Below are 23,753 nucleotides of genomic sequence, written 5' to 3'. Positions count from 1 at the left end.
GCAAATGACCCACGACGCGAACGCATCCACGCGCGCGGTCGTCGAGGCGCTTGGGGTAGGCAAGCGCTTCGGCAGCCACGCGGCGCTGAGGGACGTCAGCATGCGCGTGCTGCCCGGCGAGTCGCATGCGCTCGTCGGGCGCAACGGCGCGGGGAAATCGACGCTGGTGTCGATTCTCACCGGCCTGCGCAAATCCGACACGGGCGAAGTTCGATTCGGCGGCGAGCTTGCGCCGCCCATCGCCGACCGCGACGCGTGGCGCGAGCGCGTCGCGTGCGTCTATCAGCATTCGACGATCATCCGCGAGCTGTCCGTCGCGGAGAATCTGTTCATCAACCGGCAGCAGACGCGCAACGGCGTGATCGACTGGCGCGCGATGCGCCGCGATGCGCGCGCGCTGCTCGATCACTGGAAGATCGATGTGCGCGAAGACGCACGGGCGGGCGATCTCACCGTCGAAGCGCGGCAGCTCGTCGAGATCGCGCGGGCGCTGTCGTACGGCGCCCGCTTCATCATTCTCGATGAACCAACGGCTCAGCTCGACGGCGATGAAATCAAGCGGCTCTTCCGGCGCATCGAGGAGTTGCAGCGCGAAGGCGTGACGTTCCTGTTCATCTCGCATCACTTGCAGGAGGTGTACGAGATTTGCCAGGCCGTCACCGTGCTGCGCGATGCGCGGCATATCGTCAGCGCGCCTGTGTCGGCGTTGCCGCGCGAGCAGTTGATCGAAGCGATGACGGGCGAGCGCGGCGGCCTCAATGTCACCGACGCGGCTTCGCGCTCGCCATTGCCCGCCGATACAGTCATCGCGTTGCAGGTCGAAGCGCTCACGGGCGCGGACTACGAAGACGTCACGTTTGCCGTGAAGCGCGGCGAAGTCGTGGGACTCACGGGCGCGACGAGCAGCGGACGCACGAGCGTCGCCGAAGCAATAGCCGGGTTGCGCAAGCCGCAGCGCGGCGGCGTTCGCGTCGACGGCGAAGCGTTGCCGCCCGGCGACGTGCCCGCAGCATTGAAGCGCGGCATCGGCTGCGTGCCGAAGGACCGTCATCACGAAGGGCTGGTGCTCACGCAATCGGTAGCGGAAAACGCGTCGATGACCATTGCGCGCATGCTCGGCAAGTTCGGCATCGCGCCGCCCGCGAAGAAGAACGCATTCGGCAAGAAGATGATCGACGCGCTCGGCATCGCCACGCAGGGGCCGGAGCAAGCGGTGTCGGGGCTGTCAGGCGGCAATCAGCAGAAGGTCGTGATGGCCCGCGCATTGGCAACCGATCCCGACGTGCTCGTGCTGATCGATCCGACGGCGGGCGTCGACGTGAAATCGAAAGAAGCGCTGCTGTCCGTTGTCGATCGCGTGCGCGAAGCGGGCAAGTCGGTGATCGTCGCATCGGGCGAACTCGACGATCTGCGTGTCTGCGACCGCGTGCTCGTCATGTTCCGTGGCCGCATCGCGGCCGAGTTTCCGGCAGGTTGGGCAGACCACGACCTGATCGCATCCGTTGAAGGAGTCAGTCTCCATGAAGAATAGTGTGCCTGCGTTTGCGTCGGCTCAATCGGCTCAAGGAATGGGCGCGAGCGCCGCGCGTCCTCGCATCGAGATCGCGCGTCTGCGCGATCTCGCACTGGTGCCCGCGCTCGCGTTGCTGATCGTGATCGGCGCTTTCGTCAGCCCGAGCTTTCTGACGAAGGCGAATCTGATCAGCGTGCTGGGCGCGTCGGCGGCATTGGCGCTCGTCGTGCTCGCCGAATCGCTGATCGTGCTGACGGGCAAGTTCGATCTTTCGCTGGAATCGACGGTCGGCATCGCGCCCGCTGTCGGCGCGATGCTCGTGATGCCCGCGGCGTCGGCGGGCTTCGGGTTCGAATGGCCGGCCGCGGCGGGCCTGCTCGCGATCCTCGTGGTCGGCGCGCTGATCGGCTTCATCAACGGCTTTCTGGTCGTGCGGCTGCGCCTGAACGCCTTCATCGTCACGCTCGCGATGCTGATCGTGCTGCGCGGCATGCTGGTCGGCGCGACGAAGGGCGGCACGCTGTTCGACATGCCGCCGTCGTTCTTCGAACTCGCGACCACGATCGTGCTCGGCTTGCCCTTGTCGGTGTGGCTGGCGGCTGCGGCGTTCGGCATCGCCGCGTTCATGCTGCGTTATCACCGGCTGGGCCGCGCGCTGTATGCGATCGGCGGCAATCCGGAAGCGGCGCGCGCCGCGGGCATTCGTGTCGAGCGCATCACGTGGGGCGTATTCGTGCTCGGCAGCGTGCTCGCTTCGATTGGCGGCCTCGTCGTCACGGGCTATGTCGGCGCGATCAACGCGAACCAGGGTAACGGCATGATCTTCACCGTGTTCGCAGCGGCCGTGATCGGCGGCATTTCGCTCGATGGCGGCAAGGGCACGATGATCGGCGCGCTGTCCGGCGTGCTGCTGCTCGGTGTCGTGCAGAACCTGTTGACGCTCGCGCAGGTGCCGTCGTTCTGGATTCAGGCGATCTACGGCGCGATCATTCTCGGCTCGCTGATGGTGGCGCGCCTTGCCAGCGGCGAAGGACAAAACTGATATGACCGATCAACGCCTGATTCTGCTGAGTCCCGAAGACAACTGCCTGATCGCTGGCGCACGGCTCGAAGCCGGCACGCAGATCGAGATCGAAGGTGAGCATGTGACGCTCGCGAAAACGATCGAGCTCGGCCACAAGGTCGCGCGCCGTGCGCTGCGCAGCGAAGAGAAGGTGCTGCGTTACGGCGCGGTGATCGGCCACGTGACGACGGATGTCGCGCGCGGCGAGCATCTGCATACGCACAACCTCGAAAGCGATTACCTGCCCACTTATACGCACGACGCAGGCCACGCATTCGTCCATCACTGACGCGGGCCCATAGAACATGACCGACATTTCAGTAGCAAATACCGCGCAATCAGCCGTGCCGCCCGTACTGCAAGGGTATCTGCGCAGCGATGGACGCAAGGGCATCCGCAACGTGGTCGCCGTCGCCTATCTGGTCGAATGCGCGCATCACGTGGCGCGCGAGATCGTTGCGCAGTTCCGCCCTTCGTTCGATGCGTTCGACGATCCTTCCGCCGGGCAGGAAGCGCCCGTCCATCTGATCGGCTTTCCCGGCTGCTATCCGAACAGCTACGCCGAAAAGATGATGGAGCGGCTGACGACGCATCCGAATGTCGGCGCGGTGCTGTTCGTGTCGCTGGGTTGCGAGAGCATGAATAAGCACTACCTCGTCGATGTGGTGCGCGCGAGCGGCCGCCCGGTGCACGTGCTGACGATCCAGGAAAAAGGCGGCACGCGCAGCACGATTCAATATGGCGTCGACTGGGTGCGCGAAGCGCGCGGCGAACTCGCGAAGCAGAAGAAAGTGCCCATGGCGCTGTCTGAACTCGTGATCGGCACGATCTGCGGCGGCTCGGACGGCACGAGCGGCATCACGGCGAACCCCGCCGTGGGCCGCGCATTCGATCACTTCATCGAGCACGACGCGACCTGCATCTTCGAGGAGACGGGCGAACTGGTCGGCTGCGAGTTTCATATGAAAAGCCGCGCGGCGCGCGACGATCTCGGCGATGAAATCGTTGCATGCGTCGCGAAGGCCGCGCGCTATTACTCGATACTCGGCCACGGCAGCTTCGCTGTCGGCAACGCGGACGGCGGACTGACGACGCAGGAAGAGAAGTCGCTCGGCGCGTATGCGAAGAGCGGCGCGTCGCCGATCGTCGGCATCGTGAAGCCCGGCGATGTGCCGCCCACGGGCGGCCTCTATCTGCTCGACGTCGTGCCGGACGGCGAGCCGCGCTTCGGCTTTCCGAACATCAGCGACAACGCCGAGATCGCGGAACTGATCGCGTGCGGCGCGCATGTGATCTTGTTTACGACGGGGCGCGGCTCCGTGGTCGGCTCGGCGATTTCGCCCGTCATCAAGGTCTGCGCGAATCCGCATACTTACCGCAACCTGTCCGGCGACATGGATGTCGACGCAGGGCGTATCCTTGAAGGCCGCGCGACGCTCGACGAAGTGGGCCGCGAAGTGTTCGACGTCACGCTCGCCGTGGCGCAGGGCGCGGCGTCGAAATCGGAGTCGCTCGGGCATCAGGAGTTTATCCTTACGTACAAGACGTTCGAGCCCGTCGGGCCGGCGTGCCTGCCGTCGAATGCGGCGCTGCCGCATCGGGTGGTCAGCGTGGCCGCGCAGTGAGCGCTGCGGTGAGCCAAATTGAAAACATGGAGAGCGAGACGATGACGGATGCGGCGAGTTCAAACGTGCGCAAGCGGCGCCGCATTGGCGGGCGCGCACTCGAAGTCACGGGTCTCGGGCTGGGTACGGCGCCGCTCGGCGGACTGTATCGCGACCTGTCCGATGAAGAAGCGTTCGGCGCGGTTCAGGCCGCATGGGACGCGGGCGTGCGTTTCTTCGACACGGCGCCGCACTATGGGCACACCAAAGCGGAGCATCGCCTGGGCGACGCGCTGCGGCGCTATCCGCGCAGCGAGTTCGTGCTGTCCACCAAGGTGGGCCGTCACTTCGTGCCGCGCAAGCATCCGTATGACGGCAGCGAAGGCTGGCAAAACCCGCTGCCGTTCGAAGCGATCTACGACTACACGCACGACGGCATTCTGCGTTCGTTCGAAGACAGCCAGCAGCGCATGGGCATCGTCGATATCGACATTCTGCTCGTGCACGATATCGGCGTCGTCACACATGGCGAGCGCAACGCGCATTACTGGCAGCAGCTCACGCAAGGCGGCGGCTTTCGCGCGCTCGACGATCTGCGTTCGCAAGGCGCTGTGAAAGCCGTCGGTCTCGGCGTCAACGAAAGCGCGGCGATACTCGACGCGGTGCGCGAATTCGACATTGATTGCGCGTTGCTCGCGGGCCGCTACACGCTGCTCGAACAGGCGACGCTCGACGACCTGCTGCCCGAATGCGAACAGCGCAACGTCAGCATTCTGCTGGGCGGCGCGTTCAATTCGGGGATACTCGCGCGTGGCGTCGAAGGCGATCTGAAGTTCAACTATGGCGAGGCGCCGAAGCAGGTGATCGAGCGCGTCGCGCGTCTGGAAGCGGTGTGCAAGGCGCATGGCGTGCCGCTGGCTGCCGCCGCGTTGCAGTTCCCGTATGCGCATCCTGCCGTCGCAACCGTGCTGACGGGCGCGCGCAATGCGGGCGAACTGCGCGAGAATGTGGCTTCGTTCGACAAGCCGATTCCCGCCGAACTCTGGCAGGCACTGCGCGACGAAGGCTTGCTCGATCCACGCGCGCCCGTGCCGAAGGACTAGCGGTTCGATCAACATCATGCAAATCGACGCACACCAGCATTACTGGAACCCCGAGCGCGGCGACTACGGCTGGCTCACGCCCGATCTCGCGCCGCTCTACCGTACATTCGGTCCCGGCGATCTCGCGCCGCTGCGTGAACGCGCGGGCGTGTCGCGCACGGTCGTCGTGCAGGCCGCGCCGACGGTCGACGAGACGCGCTATCTGCTCGATCTCGCGCGCAATGACACGTCGATTGCGGGCGTTGTCGGCTGGGTGCCGATGCTCGATGCCAACGCGCCCGCATTGATCGCCGAACTCGCGCGCGATCCGAAGTTCAAAGGCGTGCGGCCGATGCTGCAAGACCTGCCCGACGACAACTGGATCGCCAATCCCGCACTGAAGCCCGCCGTCGATGCGTTGATCGCCCACGACCTCGCATTCGATGCGCTGATCTTCACGCGTCACGTCGATGCATTGGTGACGTTCATCGAGCGCTTTGCGCAATTGCGCGTGGTGATCGATCACGGCGCGAAGCCGCCGATCCGCGACGGCAGCGCGGGCTGGCACGCGTGGGCCGAGGGCATCACCCGGCTGGCGCAACTGCCGCATGTGCATTGCAAGCTGTCGGGCCTCGCGACGGAAGCCGCGCAAGGCTGGACGGAAGCGACGTTGCGTCCATACGTCGATCATCTGCTTGCCGCGTTCGGGCCGAAGCGCCTGATGTGGGGCAGCGACTGGCCGGTGCTGAATCTGAACGGTGACTATCTGCTGTGGCATTCCATTGCGACAGAGCTGCTCGCGTCGCGCTCCGATGCCGAACGCGATGCGGTGTTCGGCGGCAATGCAGCGGCGTTCTACCGGCTGTGACGGTTCAACGGGAATTCCACATTCGCGCCGGTGAGCAGCCGTTGCAATACCCGGTATGACTCAAACGCCAATCCAACGGGAGCCTTAAATGGTACAAAGACTGGCCGGCAAGACGGCTTTGATCACGGCAGCTGGACAGGGCATCGGCCTTGCGACGGCCGAGCTTTTCGCGCGTGAAGGCGCGCGCGTCATCGCCACCGACATCCGCATCGACGCGCTCAAGGACAAGCCCGTCGAAGCGCGCCAGCTCGATGTGCTCGACGGCGCGGCGATCAAGGCGCTGGCGCAGGAGCTCGGTCCTATCGACGTGCTGTTCAATTGCGCCGGCTACGTGCATGCGGGCTCGATTCTCGAAGCGAGCGAGGAAGACTGGGACTTCGCCTTCGATCTCAACGCGAAGGCGATGTACCGGATGATCCGCGCGTTTTTGCCCGCGATGCTGGAGAAGGGCGGCGGGTCGATCATCAACATGTCGTCGGCGGCGTCGAGTGTGAAGGGCGTGCCGAACCGGTTTGTGTATGGCGCATCGAAAGCGGCTGTGATCGGTTTGACGAAGGCTGTCGCTGCCGATTTCGTTACGCGCGGTGTACGCTGCAACGCGATCTGTCCGGGCACGGTACACTCGCCTTCGCTCGAACAGCGGATCGCCGAGCAGGCGAAGGCGCAGGGCGCGACGGTCGAAGCGGTGCACGCCGCGTTCGTCGCGCGCCAGCCGATGGGCCGTGTCGGGAAGCCGGAGGAGATTGCGGCGCTGGCGTTGTATCTGGCGTCGGACGAATCGGGGTTCACGACGGGCCAGGCGCATGTGATCGACGGCGGCTGGTCGAACTGAGCCACGCAGCGCGTGCATGAGGCGCTGACCACGTTTATGAACCACGGAATCACTGAACAGAGGAAACTGCAGCGATGAAACTGCTTCGTTATGGACCGAAGGGCCAGGAAAAGCCGGGCTTGCTGGATGCGCAAGGCAAGATTCGCGATCTGTCGAAAGTGGTGGGCGATATTGACGGCAGCACGTTGACGGATGCTGCGCTTGACGGATTGCGGGCGATCGATCCGGCGTCGCTGCCGGTTGTCGAAGGCAATCCGCGCATTGGGCCGTGTGTCGGCAAGATCGGCAAGTTCGTGTGTATCGGGCTGAACTATGCGGACCATGCTGCCGAGTCGAATCTGCCTGTGCCGAGCGAGCCTGTTGTCTTCAACAAGTGGACTAGCGCGATCGTTGGGCCGAACGACGGGATTGAAATTCCGCGCGGCTCGAAGAAGACCGATTGGGAAGTGGAACTGGGCGTGGTGATCGGCAAGGAGGCGAAGTATGTCGACGAGGCGAACGCGCTCGACTATGTGGCGGGTTATTGCGTGATCAACGACGTGTCCGAGCGCGAGTGGCAGATCGAGCGCGCTGGGCAGTGGGACAAGGGCAAGGGGTTCGATACGTTTGGGCCGATCGGGCCTTGGGTTGTTACGCGCGATGAGGTTGCGGATCCGCAGAATCTGAAGCTTTGGCTCGAGGTGGATGGGCATCGTTATCAGAATGGCAGCACCAGGACCATGGTGTTTGGTGTTGCGAAGCTTGTTTCTTATCTGTCGCAGTGTATGAGCTTGCAGCCGGGGGATGTGATTTCTACGGGCACGCCGCCAGGGGTTGGGATGGGCGTGAAGCCCGAGGCTGTTTATTTGAAGCCGGGGCAGACTGTGAAGCTCGGGATTGAGGGGCTCGGCGAGCAGCAGCAGAAGACTTATGCGGCGGAGTGATTGAGGAGTTGCTGGTCGGGGTTTTTGGCTTTTGCTTTTGCTTTTGCTGGCATCCGCGTTTTGTTATCGCCCTTCAGGCGTCGCCGGTCGGTGTATTGGGCCTTTGCGCTGGTCCTTTGCGCGGGCATCCGCGATGCGTTATCTAGCTTCACGCGTCGCCCCTGTGCGGGGCGGCACCTACTTTTCTTTGCCGCCGCAAAGAAAAGTAGGCAAAAGAAAGCGGCTCACACCGCCAGCCCATGTTCTTGCCTGAGGGCCCCCAAAGGGTCTTACACTTCACACGGCAATCACATCATTCTTGCTCGTTGCCAGCGCTCTTGCTGAGCGCCTCACCCGCTTCACGCCCGCGTTTCAGCATGCCGCGCCAGACAGTTCGCCGCCGCCCAGGTGGCAAACTGTGTGTAGGCCCTCGGTGCTCCACATGCTTCACTCCAGACCAATAGCGCACGCGTCCCACCCGGTAAGAGCGCCAAGCTATACGACGCGACAACCTACACACAGTTTGCCACCTGGGCGGCATATGCCATTCGCTGGCGCTTGCCCACGTACGGGTGTTTGAAGTGGGTGAGGCGCCGATTCGGCGCGCTGGCAACGGGCACCGACCAGGGCCACTGGGGTGTGAAGCGTGGGGCCGTTGGGGGCCCGTGGGCAAACGTCAAAGGCTGGCGGTGTGAGCCGCTTTCTTTTGCCTACTTTTCTTTGCGGCGGCAAAGAAAAGTAGGTGCCGCCCCGCACAGGGGCGACGCGTGAAGCTAGATAACGCATCGCGGATGCCAGCGAAAGCAAAAGCAAATCGCGGATGCCAGCGAAAGCAAAGGCCAAAAACCCCGACCGGTGAAGCCTGAAGCCCGCTAACAAATCACGTTCGAGACATTACGCACGCATCCGCATCGACCATCGCAGAGGCAACCCAAACAGCATCGCAGATAAGAGAAAAACGCCAAACACCCGAGCGTCGAAGACAAAAAAAACATCACTCCCGCATATGCCGATCCCCTTCATACGGAGCCCCAGCCTCCGTCCCATCCCCGATACGATTGATCGTCCCCTGCGCGACAGCGACGAGCCTTTCCTTATCGCCATCGGTGACGAACACATCGCACTGACAGGTAGCCTGCTGCCGCCCCACATACACCACTTCCGCGCGTGCCATCAGCACGCCCGCCATCGCGGGCCGCAGATAGTTGATCTTGTACTCGCCCGTCACAACGCGAGGCCCAAGCGCCAGCGCACCAGCAAAAGTGAGCGCGTTATCGACGAGATAACTGATCACACCGCCGTGCACGAAACCATGCTGCTGCCGCAATTCGTCGCGGATCGGCAGGCACAGCGTCAGCTCGTTCGCACCGACATACATCAGTTCGGTGCCGAGCAGCACGCTGAATGGCTGGGCGTGCAGCGCGCCGCGCGCCCGGTCGAGTAGGTCTGTCATCGTCGTTCCTTCGGGCATAACCCGCATGGCGATGTCCCCACTCTAGGAAGCGTAAATGCAGCGCGTCAAGGGAATTCGCAGAATGGCGCTGCAATTATTGTGTAAATCGACGTAATCGCACCGCGTAAGCTTCCGAAATACTCACGCGCCAGGAATTTTGCCGACGAGCACTCAAGGCTTCGCCTGACATTGCCGTAAACCCGGATGCACTCCCGTCCTTCTCAGCAATTCAGGTGTTTCGATGTTCAGCAAGATCAAAGTCGCTTCAGGCTTGTTAAGTGTTCTGGCCGCTTTCTGTATTTTCCAGCTGGTGACGGAAGGGCTCGGGTTCTGGTCGATGACCCGCACGCACGACGACGTCAACGATCTCGCGAACGTCGCGCTGCATCAGGTGAATGCCGTCAATGAGACGACGCAGCGTCTGATGGACGCACGCATCAACCTGTCGCGCGCCGGCACGCGGATGGTGCGCGGCGGCGCGGAACCGACCGATATCGTCCAGCACGCGCGCGAGCAGCTCGCTGCCGCGGACCGGTCGTTCGCGGTCTTCATGACCGCCCCGAAACTCAACGACGAAAACAACGCGCGCGCCGCCGCACTCAACGAGAAGTACCAGAAGATTCACACTGCGCTCGGCGAGCTCGCGCAATACCTCGACGCGGGCAATATTCAGGCGTTCCTCGACCAGCCGACCCAAGGCATGCAGGACGCGTATCTGACCGAGCTGCACAACTTCACGCAATTCGGCGACGCGACGGGCCGCGCGTCGATGGATTCGATCGACGCACGTCAGACGCTGTTCCGCTCGGTTGGCCTCGTCATTCTGGCGCTACTGCTGGCGGGCACGGCGGGCGTATATGTGGCGTTGCGGCGCGGCGTCGTGGGTCCGCTGGAAGAAGCGGGACGGCACTTCGAGCGAATCGCGCAAGGCCGCCTGAACCAGCCGATCGAAGCGCGCGGCACGAATGAGATCGGGCGCTTGTTCCTGGGCCTGTCGGTGATGCAGGCGAGCGTCGCGCGTACCGTGAAGACCGTGCGTGAAGCCGCCGATTCGATCTATATCGGCGCCGACGAAATCGCCACGGGCAATGCCGATCTGTCGGCGCGCACAGAGAATCAGGCTGCATCGCTCGAAGAGACGGCGTCGAGCATGGAAGAGTTGACGGCGACCGTGCGCCAGAACGCCGACCACGCACGCGAAGCGAATGCGCTGGCGGAGACGGCGCTCGATGCGACCTCGCACGGCAGTGACGTGGTCAATCAGGTTGTCGCGAAGATGCACGGCATTGCGCAAAGCTCGGACCGTATTGCGGAGATCATCACAGTGATCGACGGGATCGCGTTCCAGACCAACATTCTTGCGTTGAATGCGGCCGTCGAGGCCGCGCGCGCGGGCGAGCAGGGACGCGGTTTTGCAGTTGTCGCGGGTGAAGTGCGCGGTCTCGCGCAGCGCAGCGCGCAGTCGGCGAAGGAGATCAAGCAACTGATCAGCGAGTCGGTCGCGGAGATTCAGGGTGGGTCGGTGCTGGTCGAGCGCGCGGGCGAAGCGATGCGCAATGTATCGGAGTCGATTTCGCGGGTCACGCAGATGATGGCCGAGATCAGCGCTTCATCGCTGGAGCAGAGCACGGGTATTGAGCAGGTCAATCAGGCCGTCGTGCAGATGGATGAGATGACGCAGCAAAACGCGGCACTCGTGGAGGAGGCTGCGGCGGCGGCTTCTTCGCTGCATCAGCAAACGCGGCAGATGAAGGATGCGGTGGCTGCGTTTGAGATTTCTGATGTGGTGTTGGTCGCGGATCGGAGGCGGCAGGGGGCGCCGGGGCTCGGCGGGGAAGCTTTTGTTTGAACGCGGGTTTTCTGTTTTTGCTTTTTGCTTTTGCTTTTTGCTTTTTGCTCTTGCTCTTGGGAACGTGTTTGCGTCTTCGCGGCGGGGGCGGTTCTGGTTCGCCTGGGTTTTGCGCTGGCATCCGCGATTTGTTTGTGGCCCGCATGCGTCGCCCCTGTGCGGGGCGGCACCTACTTTTCTTTGCCGCCGCAAAGAAAAGTAGGCAAAAGAAAGCGGCTCAAACCGCCAGTTCTTGACGTCTGCCCACGGGCCCCCAACGTCCCCACACTTCACACGGCAACGCACCGGTTTGCGTGCGTTGCCAACGCTCTCGCTGTACGCCTCACCCGCTTCACGCTCCCCCGTCGCAGCACGCCGCGCCAGACAGTCCACGGCCGCCCAGGTGGCAAACTGTGTGTCGCCTTTCGCGCCATACGCGCATCACTCCGGACTGTGTAGCAGGATTGGTGTTTCTGGTAAGAGCGCCAAGCTTTGCGGCGCGACACCCTACACACAGTTTGCCACCTTGGCGGCGCATGCCATTGGCTGCCGCTGGCCCTTGTACGGGCGCATGAAGTGGGTGAGGCGATTGCTCGACGCGCTGGCAACGAACGTGCGGCACGTGATTGCCGTGTGAAGCGTAAGAACCTTTGGGGGCCCTCAGGCAAGTATTAGTGCTGGCGGTGTGAGCCGCTTTCTTTTGCCTACTTTTCTTTGCGGCGGCAAAGAAAAGTAGGTGCCGCCCCGCACAGGGGCGACGTGTGAAGCACGCTAACAATTCGCGGATGCCAACGCAAAGACCAAAACCAAACGGCGACGCGTGAAGCACGCTAACAATTCGCGGATGCCAACGCAAAGACCAAAACCAAACGGCGACGCGTGAAGCACGCTAACAATTCGCGGATGCCAACGCAAAGACCAAAACCAAACGGCGACGAATGAAGCACGCTAACGAACGGCGGATGCCAGCGCAAACCCCGAGCAAACCGCCCCCCACCCCGCGAACCCGAAACAAAAAAAATCAAACCCCAGGCAACGCCGCATAAGCAGTAGCAAGATGATACGGCGTCGTCGAAGGCATCTCCGCCCGCGAAACCTCACCCGTTTGCGTCCTGCATTCCACCCAGCCCTGCGCATTCAAAAACCGCGGCTGGAACCGCCCAATCTGCTGCGGCAACACTGCCCGCACATCATCATCATGATGCACGGCAAGTGCACGCAGATACTCCGTCTGCGCCCAGATCCGCTGCGTTGAATCCTTGACCCCGCCCGCTTCATCGAGCGCCGCGTGCACGCCGCCCGTCGCCGCATCGACACCCCTTTCGTGCGCGAACAAAAACGCACGCGCGAGCGCCTCGCGCAAACCCGACCCGGCCAGCACATCGCCCGCCTGCCGCACGAGCCAGAACCATTCGAACTGATGCCCCGGCTCAAGCCGGTTATCCGCACTACCGACGGGCAATTCGGCAATACACCCCGTCGGCTGATGCACGAAAGCACGCGCAATGGCGTCACCGAGCTTCGCGAGCGCCGTATCGAACGCGGCGTCCTGTGTAGCGGCGCGCGCCGCGAGCCATGCCTCCGTCAGATGCATCAGCGGGTTTTGCAGCGGCATGTCGTCCGTACCCGAGAAGCCGGCATCGAGCGCGGCGTGCAACAGGCCGTCACGGGCAGCAAAGCGGTCCTCGATCAGCGACGACGCGCGATGCACAATGTCCAGCGCATCGCGGTTGCCCGAACGCGCGCCGTATTCGGCACATGCGAACACCACGAACGCGTGGGTGTACAAGTCCTTGGTGGTGTCGAGCGGCACGCCTTGTGCGTCCACGCTATAGAACCATCCGCCATGCGTGCTGTCCTGAAAGATACGGGTCAGCGATTCGAACAGACGCTGCGCATGCTGCATCTCGCCTGCCAGCGCGAAAACGAACAACTGCCGCGCACACGCCATTGCGCGGTAACGGGTGACGGGCAGCGGCGTGCGGCCGTCGGCGGCGACGGCTTCGTAGGGCAGTCCGAGCGCGGCGTTGAAACCCGGGCCTCGCCAGATCGGCAGGATGACGCGCGCGAAATGCTCGCGTAGCGCGGCCGCGAGCTCAGGCGTCGATGTTGTTGCATTCATGGTGCGGAAGATCGAAATAGGAATGGAAGGCGAAGCCGTACCCGCCGATGCTGCAGCATAAGCCAATCGGCGCGCACCGGGCATCAGGGCGCACGCGCCGTAAGACAACGGCAAGGGCGAGGGCAAAGACAAAGACACAGGCAACCGGCGACATCACAAGGAGAACAACATGATCGGCAATTTCGAACTCATTTCCCGGCTCGTGCTCGCGGCGGCACTCGGCAGCGTGATCGGCTTCGAGCGCGAGCGGCTTTCGTGGGCGGCCGGGCTGCGCACGCATATGCTGGTGTGCGTCGGCTCGACGCTCATCATGATCGTGTCGGCGTTCGGCTTCGCGGATGTGCTCGGCAACCAGCACGTCGTGCTCGACCCGTCGCGGATCGCCGCGCAGGTCGTGTCCGGTATCGGCTTTCTCGGCGCCGGGTCGATCCTGCTGCGCGGCGAGATCATCCGCGGCCTGACGACAGCCGCGAGCCTGTGGTCCGTCGCCGCGATCGGGCTGGCCGTCGGCGGCGGATTGTACACGGCGTCGATCGCCGCGACGATCATCATTCTGATCATCCTGGCCGGGATCAAACCGATCGAAAAGCGCTTCATCACGGTCAAGCAGCGCCGCCAGCTGTCGCTGCTGGTCGAGCGCGGCTCGATGACGTTTCATACGCTGCACGAGGCTCTCGGTCCGGCGAGCCCGCGCGTCAAGCAGTTCATCATGCAGCAGAGCGACGACGACGCGCAATTGGACGAAGTGACGATCACGCTGCACCGCGTCTCATCGACGGAGTATGCGGCGATCTGCGGTCAGTTGCGCGCCATCCAGGGCGTCAAGGAGTTTCGCGACAATGGCGAGCCGGCGTGAGCGTGATCTGCCCATGATCTTCCGGCGCGGCGCGCGAAATGCCGTCCCAAAAAGGCTGCGATCCACTTCTGTGACCCTCTTTGCATGAGACAATGCAGGCTCTAGAAAAATACCGACAGCAGCGCTGACGGGCGCCATGAATGGCGACGAACGCTGCGTTCCCGCTTTTCCTACATGGCAGATTCCGCAGAATCCACGATTTCCCGCCCGTCGCGCGCCCGTTCGCAGAATCGGCGCACGTCCACTGTCTCCCCCGAAACCGAAAAGAAGCTTGCGCGCGCCGCGCGCTCGGCGCAGCGTCTCGCGCAACTGAGCGATGCCGCGCGCGACGGCAGCACGCTCGACCTCTTCCCCGACGACACCGCGCGCGCCGAGCAGCAGGCAATGAGCATCGACGTGCGGCAAGGCACGCTGCAGGGCTTCGAATTACCCGATGTCGTGTTGGCGGCGGTCGGCGCGCCGGATGGCGTAGGCTTTGCGGCGGGTGCGGAAGGGAAAACTGCCGCGCGCGCGATGCGTGGCGCGGCGCAGCCGAAGGATCTGGCAGCGGGTGCCGGGCTGCATGACGGCCAGATGCTGATCGACACGGAAGCGGGCGCGCCGGAGCCGGCTGCCGCCGAAAGTCTCGCTGACGGACGAGCGCTGGCTGCTTCGGTCGAAAGCGAAGTTGCGCCGGCGGCGGCGAAACCGGCTGCCGACGCGGCTTCCGATGCGCCGCCACAGGCTGCGTCGCTGGCGGCGGCGAGCGTGGTGCGCAGCGTCACGGCGCTGCGTCAGATTTCGCCCGCGGCACATGCCGCGCTTCCCGACGCCGCCGTCGATACCCAAAGCGAGCGATCGCCCGCGGCGGGCGGTTTGGCGCAGCGCGTCACGCACTCAGATAGCAAAACAGCACCGGAGGCCCCGTCCAACGTATCCGCGCATGATGCGAGCGCGGCGGTCTCGAACGAACAGCCCGCGCGAGCCGCGTCGTACGTTCCGCCATCGCAGACGCATGCGCCGCGCGCCACGCCCGAACTGGACCATGCCCGCGCCACCGCGTTCGCCGATACCGTCGATGCGCTCTATGGCGTGATCGCTGACCAGCGCCGTGCCGCCGACGACCACACGCGGCGCATGAAATGGATGCTGACGATCGTCGTCTGCGCCTTGCTGATGACGATCGCGATTGGCATCGCGCAGACGTTGCTGCTGTTTCGCCTCTCGCATCAGTCGACCGCGCACGAACAGCGCATCGAACAGATGCTGCTGAACCAGCAGGCGACGCTAGCGACGCTGCTCGACACGGATTCGTCGACCACGAGCCTTCCTGTCGCCTCCCAGGCTCCGACGGCGCCAGCGGCTCCCGCACCCGTCGCTCCGGCGGCAGCCAGACCCGCCGAAACGCATGTGGCGCATGCGCAGCACGCCCAGAAGCGCAAGTCAGCGCACACTCACTAGTCTTCGCACGCCGGGCGCGCCCTGTGCGTGGCGCGCTTTCTCCGATTCCTGCCTTGAGCCGCCGTCCGAGCGCTACCGCTCCGACGGGAGGTCGCGCGAAGCGCAACTAACCGTCTGCCGCAAACGGCGCCGCCGACATGGTCGCCCGCCGTTGTATCCACGCATCGGTTCTGCAAGAAAAAGGGACGAGTCTGGAAGCCTTATGCTGCGGGCGTGGTGCGATGCAATATCGCCTGAGACGCCATGCGGCAAACAACCACATCAAAAAATTGCTGCATTGCACTAGCTTTATTCTAGGGAAAACCCTATACTTCTATCTAAGGGAAAACCCTGCACCACCAACCAACCGGGAGTCGCCATGAACTATCTTTTCGCGCTGTTCCAAAAGGTTAGCGACCTCTTCGCGTCGCCTCACTTGCCTCTGGATTCGGATTATTCGTACGAAGCACGTCACCGCGAAGCGGAGCGTGTTCGCAAGTCGCAAGCAACCTTGTTCGGCGTCCGTCTTACCGACTAATCGGTAGGCGCCCTTAAAAAGACGTTGCACTGCGCATCTCGCCGCCATCCAGACGCGGCGAATCTGAAAAGCCCGGCCTTGCCGGGCTTTTGTTTTTCCGCCCCTGAAAAACCATAAGCCTCGAACAACGACGCTCCCATCGTTGCGCGGACCGTCGTAATCACCGGCCTATTATTTCCACGCCGAAATGAATGTAACAGCGGTTCCGCGGGCGCTGATCCATCGCGCATAGCCAAACCCCGCACATCCTTCCGAAAACACGGCAAATCCTCTTACGAGCCCGCACCTGCCGCCTGTGTCGTATGAAATGTGCGCTTACAAGTCCTCACGTCTGTCAATGGTCTGCGCGGCTAAAGTGGGTCTCAAGCGAACGGCGAATCTCGAGACCGTCCCGGTCGATCCAGCCGTCGCTCGCAACGAAACTCGAAAGGGAGAATAGCCATGAATGCCATCAAGAAGACTTCGCGTTCGATCGTCGCCGCGCTGATCGCTGGCGGCGCACTGCTTGGCGCAGGCAGCGCCTTTGCGCAATACGCGCCCGTCCACACGCCGCCTGTTTATGAGCAGCCGCACATGATGCCGGTGGGCGTGCACGTCAACATTGGCTGGCACGGCGACCGTTACTATGACGGCCACCGCTATTGGGCGCATGACGAATGGATGCGTCACCATCCGCACGATCGCGGCCCGTACCATGACCGCGACCATCGTCCGCCGCCGCCGCGTTATTAATACGGTTTGACGTCACGCTTCACGCCGCCAACGCTGTGCGAAGGACAGTGAAGGACGCAACCGCAGGGCCGGCCGCTCGCAAGAGCGCGCCGGCCCTGTCGTATCCGGCGTCGGAAAAATGCCCGCTGCGCTATGCTTGTGAGCTTGAATGGACAACACATCAGACGGGGAATGGGGTTGAGCAAGCCAGTCGTAGGCGTAGTGGGAACGGGATTGATGGGCGTCGGCATTGCGACGCAAAGCGCGCTGCACGGACACAGGACGATCGTCCACGACGTCGATGCGGCGCGGCTCGAAAGCGTCGCGCTCAAAGCGGGCGCCGTGCTCGACGAACTGATCGACGCAGGGCGCATCGACGGACAGGCAAAAGACGACGCGCTGTCGCGCATTGAAACGAGCGCCACGCTCGACGCCATGGCGGACGCGCATATCGTGATCGAGGCGATTCCCGAAGTGCTCGACCTGAAGCATCGCCTCTACGCGCAGTTGAACGGAGTGCTGCGCGACGACGCGATCCTCGCCAGCAACACGAGCGGCTTTCCGCCCGAGCAGTTGACCGCGCCGCTGCGCGCGCCGGAACGCTTTTTGATCGCGCACTTCTGGAATCCGCCGCACATGATTCCGCTCGTCGAAGTCGTGCCGGGCCGCGACACCGCGCAGCACGCAATCGACACGACAGTCACGTTGATGCACGCGATCGGCATGGAACCCGTCGTGCTGTCGAAAGCGATTCCGGGCTTCGTGGGCAACCGGCTGCAATTCGCGGTGCTGCGCGAAGCGCTGAACATCGTGCGCTCGGGCGCGGCGACGCCGGATGTCGTCGACCGCGTGATGAAGGCCTCGCTCGGCAAGCGCTGGGGCATCGTCGGGCCGTTCGAAGGTGCGGACATGGGCGGCCTCGATACCTTCGTCGATATCAGCACGCACCTGATGCCGGCGCTTGCCAAAGACGAAGACGTGCTCGATCTGCTGCGCGAGCACGTGCAGGCGGGGCGCGTCGGCGTGCGCAGCGGCGCGGGCTTTTACGACTGGGACGATGCGCAGACCGCGAAGGTCAAGGCGGGCCGCAAGCGCGTGATCCAGGGAAACGGTCAGAACTGAACGGCGCGAACGCGCACGGTCAATCACAACGAGAGCGATACATGTCCGACGTCTATTTCTACGATCCTGCCAGCGGCCACGGCCTGCCTCACGACCCGTTCAAGGCGATCGTCGCGCCGAGGCTGATCGGCTGGGTCTCGACGCGTGCGGCGAGCGGTCAATTGAATCTCGCGCCGTACAGCTTCTTCGGCGCATTTTCGACATTCCCGTCGATCATCGGCTTTGCCAGCGAAGGCCGCAAGGACAGCATCCGCAATATCGAAGAGACGCGCGAGTTCGTCTGGAATCTGGCGACGCGTCCGCTCGCCGAGCAGATGAACCGCACATCCGCGCCCGTTGCGGCGAACGTCGACGAATTCCAGTTGTCCGGGCTCACGCCCGTGGCGGGGCGCAACGTGTCGGTGCCGCATGTCGGCGAATCGCCGGCTGCGCTCGAATGCAAATTGCTGCAAATCGTGCAGCTGCACGATCTGAGCGGCAAGCCGATGGGCAACTGGCTCGCGCTCGGACAGGTGGTCGGCGTGCACATCCAGAACGCGTATCTGAAGGATGGCCTGTTCGACACGCACGCCGCGCAGCCGATCATGCGCGCGGGCTATCGTGCCGACTATGCGCAGATCGGCGAGATGTTCCAGATGTTTCGTCCGACGTCGTGATGCCTTGACTGAGGCGCGCCACCAAGCTCATTCGGTGGCGGGCTCATCGGAAGCCAGATCGACGTCGGCCGCTTCCGTGGCGGCGGGCGTCGTGCCTGCCGGCACCGTCGCGCTCGAAGCCGCCGCCGGCGCGAGCGTCAGCGACGCCTGCGCGCCGCGCGTGACGACGGGCACGGCACGCGGCTCGTTGTCGTGAATCACGGCGCGGATGCGCGGATAAATCTGCCGTTCCCAGCGCTGCCCGTTGAACACGCCATAGTGCCCAACGCCCGTCTGCACATGATGCGTCTTCAGATACGGCCGTAACCTGTCGCACAGATCCTGCGCCGCGAGCGTCTGGCCGACGGCGCAGATGTCGTCGCGCTCGCCTTCCACGGTGAAGAGCGCGGTGCGGCGAATCTTCGACGGCTCCACGCGCCGCCCTCGCACTTCCAGTTCGTGCAGCGGCAATGCGTGCCGCTGAAACACGGTATCGACGGTTTCGAGGTAGAAGTCCGCCGTCAGGTCCATCGTCGCGAAGTATTCTTCGTAGAAGGCGCGGATCGCTTCCGCCTTTTCCGGGTCGCCCTTCGAGCGCTCGTGATACATCGTTTCGAACGACTCCAGGTGCCGTTCGAGATTCATCGACATGAACGCGTTCAGTTGCACGAAACCCGGATAGACACGCCGGAACGCGCCCTGAAATCCGAACGGCACTGCGCTGATCAGATTCCGTTCGAACCATTCGATCGGCTTGCTCTTCGCGAGCTCGTTCACGCGCGTGGGGTTGACGCGCGTGTCGATCGGGCCGGCCATCAGCGTCATGCTGGCGGGCTGTGCGGGATGGTCGTCGGCGGCCATCAGCGCGACGGCGGCGAGCGCGGCGACGGTTGGCTGACAGACGGCGAGCAGATGCGTGCCCTGGCCGATCGTGTCCGTGAAGTCGATCACGTGCTGCACGAACTCGTCGAAGCCGAAGCGACCCGCCGAAAGCGGCACATCGCGCGGGTTGTGCCAGTCGGTGATGTAGACATCGTGCTCGGCGAGCATCGTGCGGACCGTGCCGCGCAGCAGCGTAGCGAAGTGGCCCGACATCGGCGCGATCACCAGCACGCGCGGCTGCGGCACGTCGAACGACGCGTGCTTGCGGAAATGCAGCAGTGAACAGAAGGGTGTCGACTGCGCGACTTCTTCGATCACATCGACGGCTTGCCCTTCGACCTCGACGCTGCCGATACCGAAAGGCGGCCGCACGTGGGTGAGGCCCGCGAGCGTCAGCAATTCGGCCGATGCGCGCAGCGTCCGGCCGGGTGGCGTGGCGGCATACTCGGGCCACGCGTCGAGGGCGCCCTGCACGAGCGATGCGCCGTGGCGCAAGGGCAGCATGAAGTTGGCGAACGCCTGGTACGCCGGATAAGCGAGCGGATTCATGGCTTTCGCAAGAGATGAGAACCTGGGCCAATGACAGGCAAGTCATATGCCAATAGAGCCGAACGCGGCGGCGGCGGAATAGCCCTGCTGCCGCGATGCATTGGCATAGCCCTTGCGCGCCATTCCGTAAGGTGCCGGTTATGCCGCGAATTGGTGCGAATATGCCCGGCATCGTGCATCGCGATGCTGCGAAAGCGCCGCGATGATCTTCTGTGGAGCGAGACATGCCAAATCCGACGGCTGACACGACGGCTACCAGCACGCTGACGATCAGCAGCCGCAACTATTCCTCGTGGTCTCTGCGCGGCTGGTTGCTGGCGAAGTTCAGCGGCTTGCCGTTCGACGAGATCGTGATGCCTGTTGATGATCCCGCTGCGCGGGCTGAGTTGCTGCTGCTGTCGCCTTCAATTCTCGTGCCGTGTCTCGTGCATGACGGGATCAAGGTATGGGACACGTTGGCTATCGCCGAATATCTGAACGAAGTGCGGCCCGAGGCTGGGCTGTTGCCCAGGGATCGTAAGGCGCGCGCGCATTGCCGGGCGATATGCGGTGAGATGCATTCGGGGTTCGGGTCGTTGCGCTCGGCGTTGCCGATGAATCTGAAAGCGCACTTTCCGGGGTTTAAGGTGTGGGCGCGGGCGCAGTCCGATATTGATCGGATCGTGACGATCTGGCGCGAGTGTTTGGGGGAGTATGGCGGGCCGTATCTGTTTGGCGAGCGCAGCGCTGCGGATGCGATGTATGCGCCTGTTGTTACGCGATTTGTTACCTATGATGTGCAGCTCGATCCGGATATCGTTGCGTATGGGCAGAGGATTTTGGCGATGCCTGAGATGCAGATGTGGATTGCTGAAGCGCAACTGGAAGTCGATGAGATCGACGAGCTTGATGTTGAGTTTTAGGTTTTTTTGGTTTGGTTTTTGGGTTTGGTTTTTTGCTTTACGCTGGCGGCCGTGATTTGCTTTTGCTTTTGCTTTTGCTTTTGCTTTCGCGGGCATCCGCGAATTGTTAGCGTGCTTCACGCGTCGCCCCTGTGCGGGGCGGCACCTACTTTTCTTTGCCGCCGCAAAGAAAAGTAGGCAAAAGAAAGCGGCTCACACCGCCAGCCCATGTTCTTATCCACGGGCCCCCAACGTCCCCACGCTTCACACGGCAACTTGCTAATTGATGGTCGTTGCCAGCGCTCTTGCTGAGCGCCTCACCCGCTTCACGCACCCGCGTTTCAGCATGCCTCACCAGACAGTCCACGGCCGCCCAGGTGGCAAACTGTGTGTCGGCCCTCGGTGCTCCACATGCTTCACTCCAGACCGATTGAGCACGCGCTCCACCCTGTAAGAGCGCTAACGTGTACGTCGGGAAAACCTACACACAGTTTGCCACCTGGGCGGCACATACCATTCGCTGGCGCTTGCCCGGGTACGGGTATTCGAAGCGGGTGAGGCGCTTATTCGGCGCGCTGGCAACGCGCACCGACTAGGGCACTGGGGTGTGAAGTGTGGGGACGTTGGGGGCCCGTGGGCAAACGTCAAAGGCTGGCGGTGTGAGCCGCTTTCTTTTGCCTACTTTTCTTTGCGGCGGCAAAGAAAAGTAGGTGCCGCCCCGCACAGGGGCGACGCGAGAAGCGCGCTAACAATTCGCGGATGCCCGCGAAAGCGAAAGCGAAGGCGAAAGCGAAAGCGAAAGCAAAAGCAAAAGCAATCCGCGGATGCAAGCGCAAAATCAACCACCCCACCCAGCGTCGCAGACCAAAAAAAACCTAATCCTGCCCGCCCAACTTAAACACAGAAACAACCTCTGCCAGCTTGTCAGCCTGCGCGCTCAGATCAGCAGCTGCCTGCTCGGCATCACTAACGAGCGCGGCATTCTGCTGCGTCACTTCCCCAATCTGCGTGACGGCCGTATTCACCTGCTCGATCCCGCTCGACTGCTCCTTCGAAGCAACGCTGATTTCGCCAATAATCGTCTGCACCTGCCCAACCCGCTCGACGATCGAGCGCATCGTCGTGCTCGCTTCCTCGGCAATGCGGAAGCCACTCGACACCGTCGCCGTCGATTCGGCAATCACGCCTTCGATCTCCTTGGCCGCCGCCGCGCTGCGCTGCGCAAGCGCACGCACCTCCGATGCAACCACCGCGAACCCCTTGCCGTGCTCGCCCGCGCGCGCCGCTTCGACGGCAGCGTTCAACGCGAGGATATTGGTCTGGAACGCGATGCCCTCGATGACCGTCGTGATATCGGCGATCTTCTTCGACGACTGGCTGATCTCGCCCATCGTCGAGACGACCCGCTCGACCGCGCGGCCGCCGTCGAGAGCTGCTTCCGATGCGCCCGATACCAGCGTGTTCGCCTGTGCCGCGTGACCGGCGTTCTGCTGTACCGTCGACGTGATCTGCTGCATGCTCGCCGCCGTCTCTTCGAGGCTCGCGGCCTGCGTGCCGATCCGCGACGCGATCTCGCCGCTGCCCGCAGCGATCTTCGCGGTGCCTTCCGTCATATCCGCCGACGCGCTGCGCACCTGTGTGACGATCCGCGCAAGCCCCTCGCCGATGCCGTCGATGGCCTGCATCAGGCGGCCGATTTCATCGGCTCGCCGTTCGTGGCTCGCCGAAACGCGCACGCTCAGATCGCCCGATGCAAAGCGCTCCGAAGCCTTCGCCGCTTCGTCGAGCGGGCGCGACACCAGCCGGCGCACGGCGATCAGGAACACGACGGCGAACAACCCGACCAGCACGAAACCAATCAGGATGAAGCGGTTGCGCGTGGCGATCACGTCGGCCATCACTTCGTCGCGCTTCGCGACGCCGCCTACCAGCCAGCCCCATTCCGGCACGGTGACGAACGACACGAACTTGTCTCGCGCACCCGTCTCGCCCAGCGCCGCTTCCGCGCTCGAGTATTCGATCTGCCCTTCCTTTTCGTCGAGCATGCGCTTGTACGGCGCGGCGCTCTCGTCGCCTGCCTGACCGGCAGCGGCCGGATGCACCAGCAGCTTGCCGCGCTCCGCGCCGTTCGACGCATTCAACACGAAGTAATAGCCCGTGTCGCCGATCTTCAGCTGACGGATGCCGTCTTCGACCGACTTGATCTGCGCATCCACGTCGACACCGACGAACAGCGCGCCGATTACCTTGCCGCTGGCATCGGTGATCGGCCGGTACTGCGTGATATAGCGCTTGCCGAACAGCGTCGCGAGTCCCGTGAAGGTCTTGTTGCCCGCGACGGGGCCGTAGGCGGGGCCCTTGCGGTCGAGCAGCGTGCCGATCGCGCGCGAGCCGTCCTGCTTTTTCAGCGAGGTCGTCACGCGCACGAAGTCGTCGCCCGTGCGCGCGAAGATCGTCGCGATGGCGCCGCTTTGCGCAAGAAACTGGTCGGGAATCGAGAAGTCGTTGTTCAGCACTTTGTCGCCCGCCTTGAAGACGGGCGTCGGCGTGCCGGCAATGTCGATCTTCTGCGTCTCGTCGAGCGCGTAGCCGGGCGGCAGGAAACTCGCGAACAGCGTCATCGAACGGCCCACTTCGGCTGTGAGCGCCTTGTCGAACAGCGAGATCATCGCGGCAATCGACCGGTCTTTCTCGGTGATGCGCGACAGCACCTGATCGCTGATCAGCGTGCCCGCCGTGCGGGTCAAGGCGAACGTGAAGGCGGCAAAAATGACGGCCACCAGCGCGCACGAGAGCATGGCGAGCCTGGCGCCCACGCTGGCGCGGCGCAATGAAAGGATGTCCATGAGGGTCTGCAGGTAACGGGATTGAAGCTGCTCCGTTGTGTCGCGCG

Annotated in this window: 20 protein-coding genes; 16 read left to right on the top strand and 4 right to left on the bottom strand. The window is 63.4% G+C overall.

All coding sequences use genetic code 11. The features are described 5' to 3' along the window. The first annotated feature begins 4 nt into the window (after positions 1-4). The 8 genes from C2L66_RS28570 to C2L66_RS28535 all read left to right on the top strand — a co-directional run bounded on the left by C2L66_RS28570 (position 5) and on the right by C2L66_RS28535 (position 7,885). Positions 5-1,531 (top strand): sugar ABC transporter ATP-binding protein, encoded by a 1,527-nt coding sequence (locus tag C2L66_RS28570; RefSeq protein ID WP_060604880.1) that lies wholly within the window; start codon positions 5-7, stop codon positions 1,529-1,531. Next, on the top strand, positions 1,521-2,555 hold the full coding sequence (locus C2L66_RS28565) for an ABC transporter permease (RefSeq protein WP_060604883.1): 1,035 nt from the start codon (positions 1,521-1,523) through the stop codon (positions 2,553-2,555). Before C2L66_RS28570 ends, C2L66_RS28565 begins: the two co-directional genes overlap by 11 nt. Before the next feature lies 1 nt (position 2,556). Further along, positions 2,557-2,865: a UxaA family hydrolase gene (locus C2L66_RS28560; protein WP_054933386.1), complete on the top strand. Its 309-nt coding sequence runs from the start codon at positions 2,557-2,559 to the stop codon at positions 2,863-2,865. A gap of 16 nt (positions 2,866-2,881) precedes the next feature. After that, on the top strand, positions 2,882-4,201 hold the full coding sequence (locus tag C2L66_RS28555; protein WP_176056940.1) for a UxaA family hydrolase: 1,320 nt from the start codon (positions 2,882-2,884) through the stop codon (positions 4,199-4,201). A 41-nt stretch (positions 4,202-4,242) separates the two neighbouring features. Further along, the gene (locus C2L66_RS28550) at positions 4,243-5,283 is read left to right on the top strand and encodes an aldo/keto reductase (protein WP_060607059.1); all 1,041 of its coding nucleotides are present in this window, start codon (positions 4,243-4,245) and stop codon (positions 5,281-5,283) included. A 16-nt stretch (positions 5,284-5,299) separates the two neighbouring features. Next, on the top strand, positions 5,300-6,130 hold the full coding sequence (locus C2L66_RS28545) for an amidohydrolase family protein (protein WP_060604886.1): 831 nt from the start codon (positions 5,300-5,302) through the stop codon (positions 6,128-6,130). 88 nt (positions 6,131-6,218) lie between these two features. Beyond that, entirely contained in the window at positions 6,219-6,962 is a 744-nt protein-coding gene (locus tag C2L66_RS28540) for an SDR family oxidoreductase (protein WP_054933388.1), read from the top strand. A 74-nt stretch (positions 6,963-7,036) separates the two neighbouring features. Next, a complete protein-coding gene (locus C2L66_RS28535) occupies positions 7,037-7,885 on the top strand; it encodes an ureidoglycolate lyase (protein WP_054933389.1) in 849 nt (282 codons plus the stop codon). 973 nt (positions 7,886-8,858) lie between these two features. Here the strand turns inward: C2L66_RS28535 and C2L66_RS28530 are convergent. Next, a complete protein-coding gene (locus C2L66_RS28530; RefSeq protein WP_054933393.1) occupies positions 8,859-9,317 on the bottom strand; it encodes a PaaI family thioesterase in 459 nt (152 codons plus the stop codon). A 241-nt stretch (positions 9,318-9,558) separates the two neighbouring features. On the opposite strand from C2L66_RS28530, the gene C2L66_RS28525 reads away from it, so the two are divergent. Further along, complete coding sequence (locus tag C2L66_RS28525) at positions 9,559-11,166, top strand: methyl-accepting chemotaxis protein (protein ID WP_060604889.1); 1,608 nt, start codon at positions 9,559-9,561, stop codon at positions 11,164-11,166. A gap of 1,000 nt (positions 11,167-12,166) precedes the next feature. Here the strand turns inward: C2L66_RS28525 and C2L66_RS28520 are convergent. After that, complete coding sequence (locus tag C2L66_RS28520; protein WP_060604893.1) at positions 12,167-13,267, bottom strand: AGE family epimerase/isomerase; 1,101 nt, start codon at positions 13,265-13,267, stop codon at positions 12,167-12,169. A gap of 169 nt (positions 13,268-13,436) precedes the next feature. Between C2L66_RS28520 and C2L66_RS28515 the strand changes: the two genes are divergently transcribed. The 6 genes from C2L66_RS28515 (at position 13,437) to C2L66_RS28495 (ending at position 18,569) form a co-directional block, all read left to right on the top strand. Beyond that, positions 13,437-14,123, top strand: coding sequence for an MgtC/SapB family protein (locus C2L66_RS28515; protein ID WP_035999190.1), 687 nt, complete (start codon positions 13,437-13,439; stop codon positions 14,121-14,123). A 174-nt stretch (positions 14,124-14,297) separates the two neighbouring features. Continuing rightward, entirely contained in the window at positions 14,298-15,563 is a 1,266-nt protein-coding gene (locus tag C2L66_RS28510) for a hypothetical protein (RefSeq protein ID WP_060604895.1), read from the top strand. A 358-nt stretch (positions 15,564-15,921) separates the two neighbouring features. Continuing rightward, the gene (locus C2L66_RS41355; protein ID WP_007587493.1) at positions 15,922-16,080 is read left to right on the top strand and encodes a hypothetical protein; all 159 of its coding nucleotides are present in this window, start codon (positions 15,922-15,924) and stop codon (positions 16,078-16,080) included. A gap of 441 nt (positions 16,081-16,521) precedes the next feature. Further along, the gene (locus tag C2L66_RS28505) at positions 16,522-16,812 is read left to right on the top strand and encodes a hypothetical protein (protein WP_060604897.1); all 291 of its coding nucleotides are present in this window, start codon (positions 16,522-16,524) and stop codon (positions 16,810-16,812) included. A 171-nt stretch (positions 16,813-16,983) separates the two neighbouring features. Next, positions 16,984-17,913 carry a 3-hydroxyacyl-CoA dehydrogenase family protein gene (locus C2L66_RS28500; protein WP_176056939.1) on the top strand — a complete coding sequence of 310 codons (930 nt, stop codon included), beginning with the start codon at positions 16,984-16,986 and terminating at the stop codon, positions 17,911-17,913. A gap of 41 nt (positions 17,914-17,954) precedes the next feature. After that, positions 17,955-18,569 carry a flavin reductase family protein gene (locus C2L66_RS28495; RefSeq protein ID WP_060604900.1) on the top strand — a complete coding sequence of 205 codons (615 nt, stop codon included), beginning with the start codon at positions 17,955-17,957 and terminating at the stop codon, positions 18,567-18,569. A 27-nt stretch (positions 18,570-18,596) separates the two neighbouring features. Here C2L66_RS28495 and C2L66_RS28490 read toward each other — a convergent pair whose 3' ends face one another. Next, positions 18,597-19,979 (bottom strand): polyhydroxyalkanoate depolymerase, encoded by a 1,383-nt coding sequence (locus C2L66_RS28490; protein ID WP_060604903.1) that lies wholly within the window; start codon positions 19,977-19,979, stop codon positions 18,597-18,599. A 224-nt stretch (positions 19,980-20,203) separates the two neighbouring features. Between C2L66_RS28490 and C2L66_RS28485 the strand changes: the two genes are divergently transcribed. Further along, complete coding sequence (locus C2L66_RS28485; RefSeq protein ID WP_054933397.1) at positions 20,204-20,881, top strand: glutathione S-transferase family protein; 678 nt, start codon at positions 20,204-20,206, stop codon at positions 20,879-20,881. Between the two features lie 854 nt (positions 20,882-21,735). Here C2L66_RS28485 and C2L66_RS28480 read toward each other — a convergent pair. Beyond that, positions 21,736-23,706 (bottom strand): methyl-accepting chemotaxis protein, encoded by a 1,971-nt coding sequence (locus C2L66_RS28480; protein WP_054933399.1) that lies wholly within the window; start codon positions 23,704-23,706, stop codon positions 21,736-21,738. Between the last annotated feature and the right edge of the window lie 47 nt (positions 23,707-23,753).

The organism is Paraburkholderia caribensis (genome assembly GCF_002902945.1).
GTDB classification, from domain to species: domain Bacteria; phylum Pseudomonadota; class Gammaproteobacteria; order Burkholderiales; family Burkholderiaceae; genus Paraburkholderia; species Paraburkholderia caribensis.
The sequence above is the reverse complement of the archived record's forward strand: the minus strand, read 5'-3'. Positions and strand labels throughout refer to the sequence as shown.

What these genes read in the sequence shown, in the direction of transcription:
- C2L66_RS28545 (WP_060604886.1), top strand. Translation starts at nt 5,300, where the DNA reads ATGCAAATCGACGCACACCAGCATTACTGGAACCCCGAGCGCGGCGAC.
- C2L66_RS28495 (WP_060604900.1), top strand. Translation starts at nt 17,955, where the DNA reads ATGTCCGACGTCTATTTCTACGATCCTGCCAGCGGCCACGGCCTGCCT.
- C2L66_RS28515 (WP_035999190.1), top strand. Translation starts at nt 13,437, where the DNA reads ATGATCGGCAATTTCGAACTCATTTCCCGGCTCGTGCTCGCGGCGGCA.
- C2L66_RS28500 (WP_176056939.1), top strand. Translation starts at nt 16,984, where the DNA reads ATGGGGTTGAGCAAGCCAGTCGTAGGCGTAGTGGGAACGGGATTGATG.
- C2L66_RS28520 (WP_060604893.1), bottom strand. Translation starts at nt 13,267, where the DNA reads ATGAATGCAACAACATCGACGCCTGAGCTCGCGGCCGCGCTACGCGAG.
- C2L66_RS28505 (WP_060604897.1), top strand. Translation starts at nt 16,522, where the DNA reads ATGAATGCCATCAAGAAGACTTCGCGTTCGATCGTCGCCGCGCTGATC.
- C2L66_RS28485 (WP_054933397.1), top strand. Translation starts at nt 20,204, where the DNA reads ATGCCAAATCCGACGGCTGACACGACGGCTACCAGCACGCTGACGATC.
- C2L66_RS28535 (WP_054933389.1), top strand. Translation starts at nt 7,037, where the DNA reads ATGAAACTGCTTCGTTATGGACCGAAGGGCCAGGAAAAGCCGGGCTTG.
- C2L66_RS28570 (WP_060604880.1), top strand. Translation starts at nt 5, where the DNA reads ATGACCCACGACGCGAACGCATCCACGCGCGCGGTCGTCGAGGCGCTT.
- C2L66_RS28480 (WP_054933399.1), bottom strand. Translation starts at nt 23,706, where the DNA reads ATGGACATCCTTTCATTGCGCCGCGCCAGCGTGGGCGCCAGGCTCGCC.
- C2L66_RS28555 (WP_176056940.1), top strand. Translation starts at nt 2,882, where the DNA reads ATGACCGACATTTCAGTAGCAAATACCGCGCAATCAGCCGTGCCGCCC.
- C2L66_RS28525 (WP_060604889.1), top strand. Translation starts at nt 9,559, where the DNA reads ATGTTCAGCAAGATCAAAGTCGCTTCAGGCTTGTTAAGTGTTCTGGCC.
- C2L66_RS28490 (WP_060604903.1), bottom strand. Translation starts at nt 19,979, where the DNA reads ATGAATCCGCTCGCTTATCCGGCGTACCAGGCGTTCGCCAACTTCATG.
- C2L66_RS41355 (WP_007587493.1), top strand. Translation starts at nt 15,922, where the DNA reads ATGAACTATCTTTTCGCGCTGTTCCAAAAGGTTAGCGACCTCTTCGCG.
- C2L66_RS28550 (WP_060607059.1), top strand. Translation starts at nt 4,243, where the DNA reads ATGACGGATGCGGCGAGTTCAAACGTGCGCAAGCGGCGCCGCATTGGC.
- C2L66_RS28560 (WP_054933386.1), top strand. Translation starts at nt 2,557, where the DNA reads ATGACCGATCAACGCCTGATTCTGCTGAGTCCCGAAGACAACTGCCTG.
- C2L66_RS28565 (WP_060604883.1), top strand. Translation starts at nt 1,521, where the DNA reads ATGAAGAATAGTGTGCCTGCGTTTGCGTCGGCTCAATCGGCTCAAGGA.
- C2L66_RS28530 (WP_054933393.1), bottom strand. Translation starts at nt 9,317, where the DNA reads ATGACAGACCTACTCGACCGGGCGCGCGGCGCGCTGCACGCCCAGCCA.
- C2L66_RS28510 (WP_060604895.1), top strand. Translation starts at nt 14,298, where the DNA reads ATGGCAGATTCCGCAGAATCCACGATTTCCCGCCCGTCGCGCGCCCGT.
- C2L66_RS28540 (WP_054933388.1), top strand. Translation starts at nt 6,219, where the DNA reads ATGGTACAAAGACTGGCCGGCAAGACGGCTTTGATCACGGCAGCTGGA.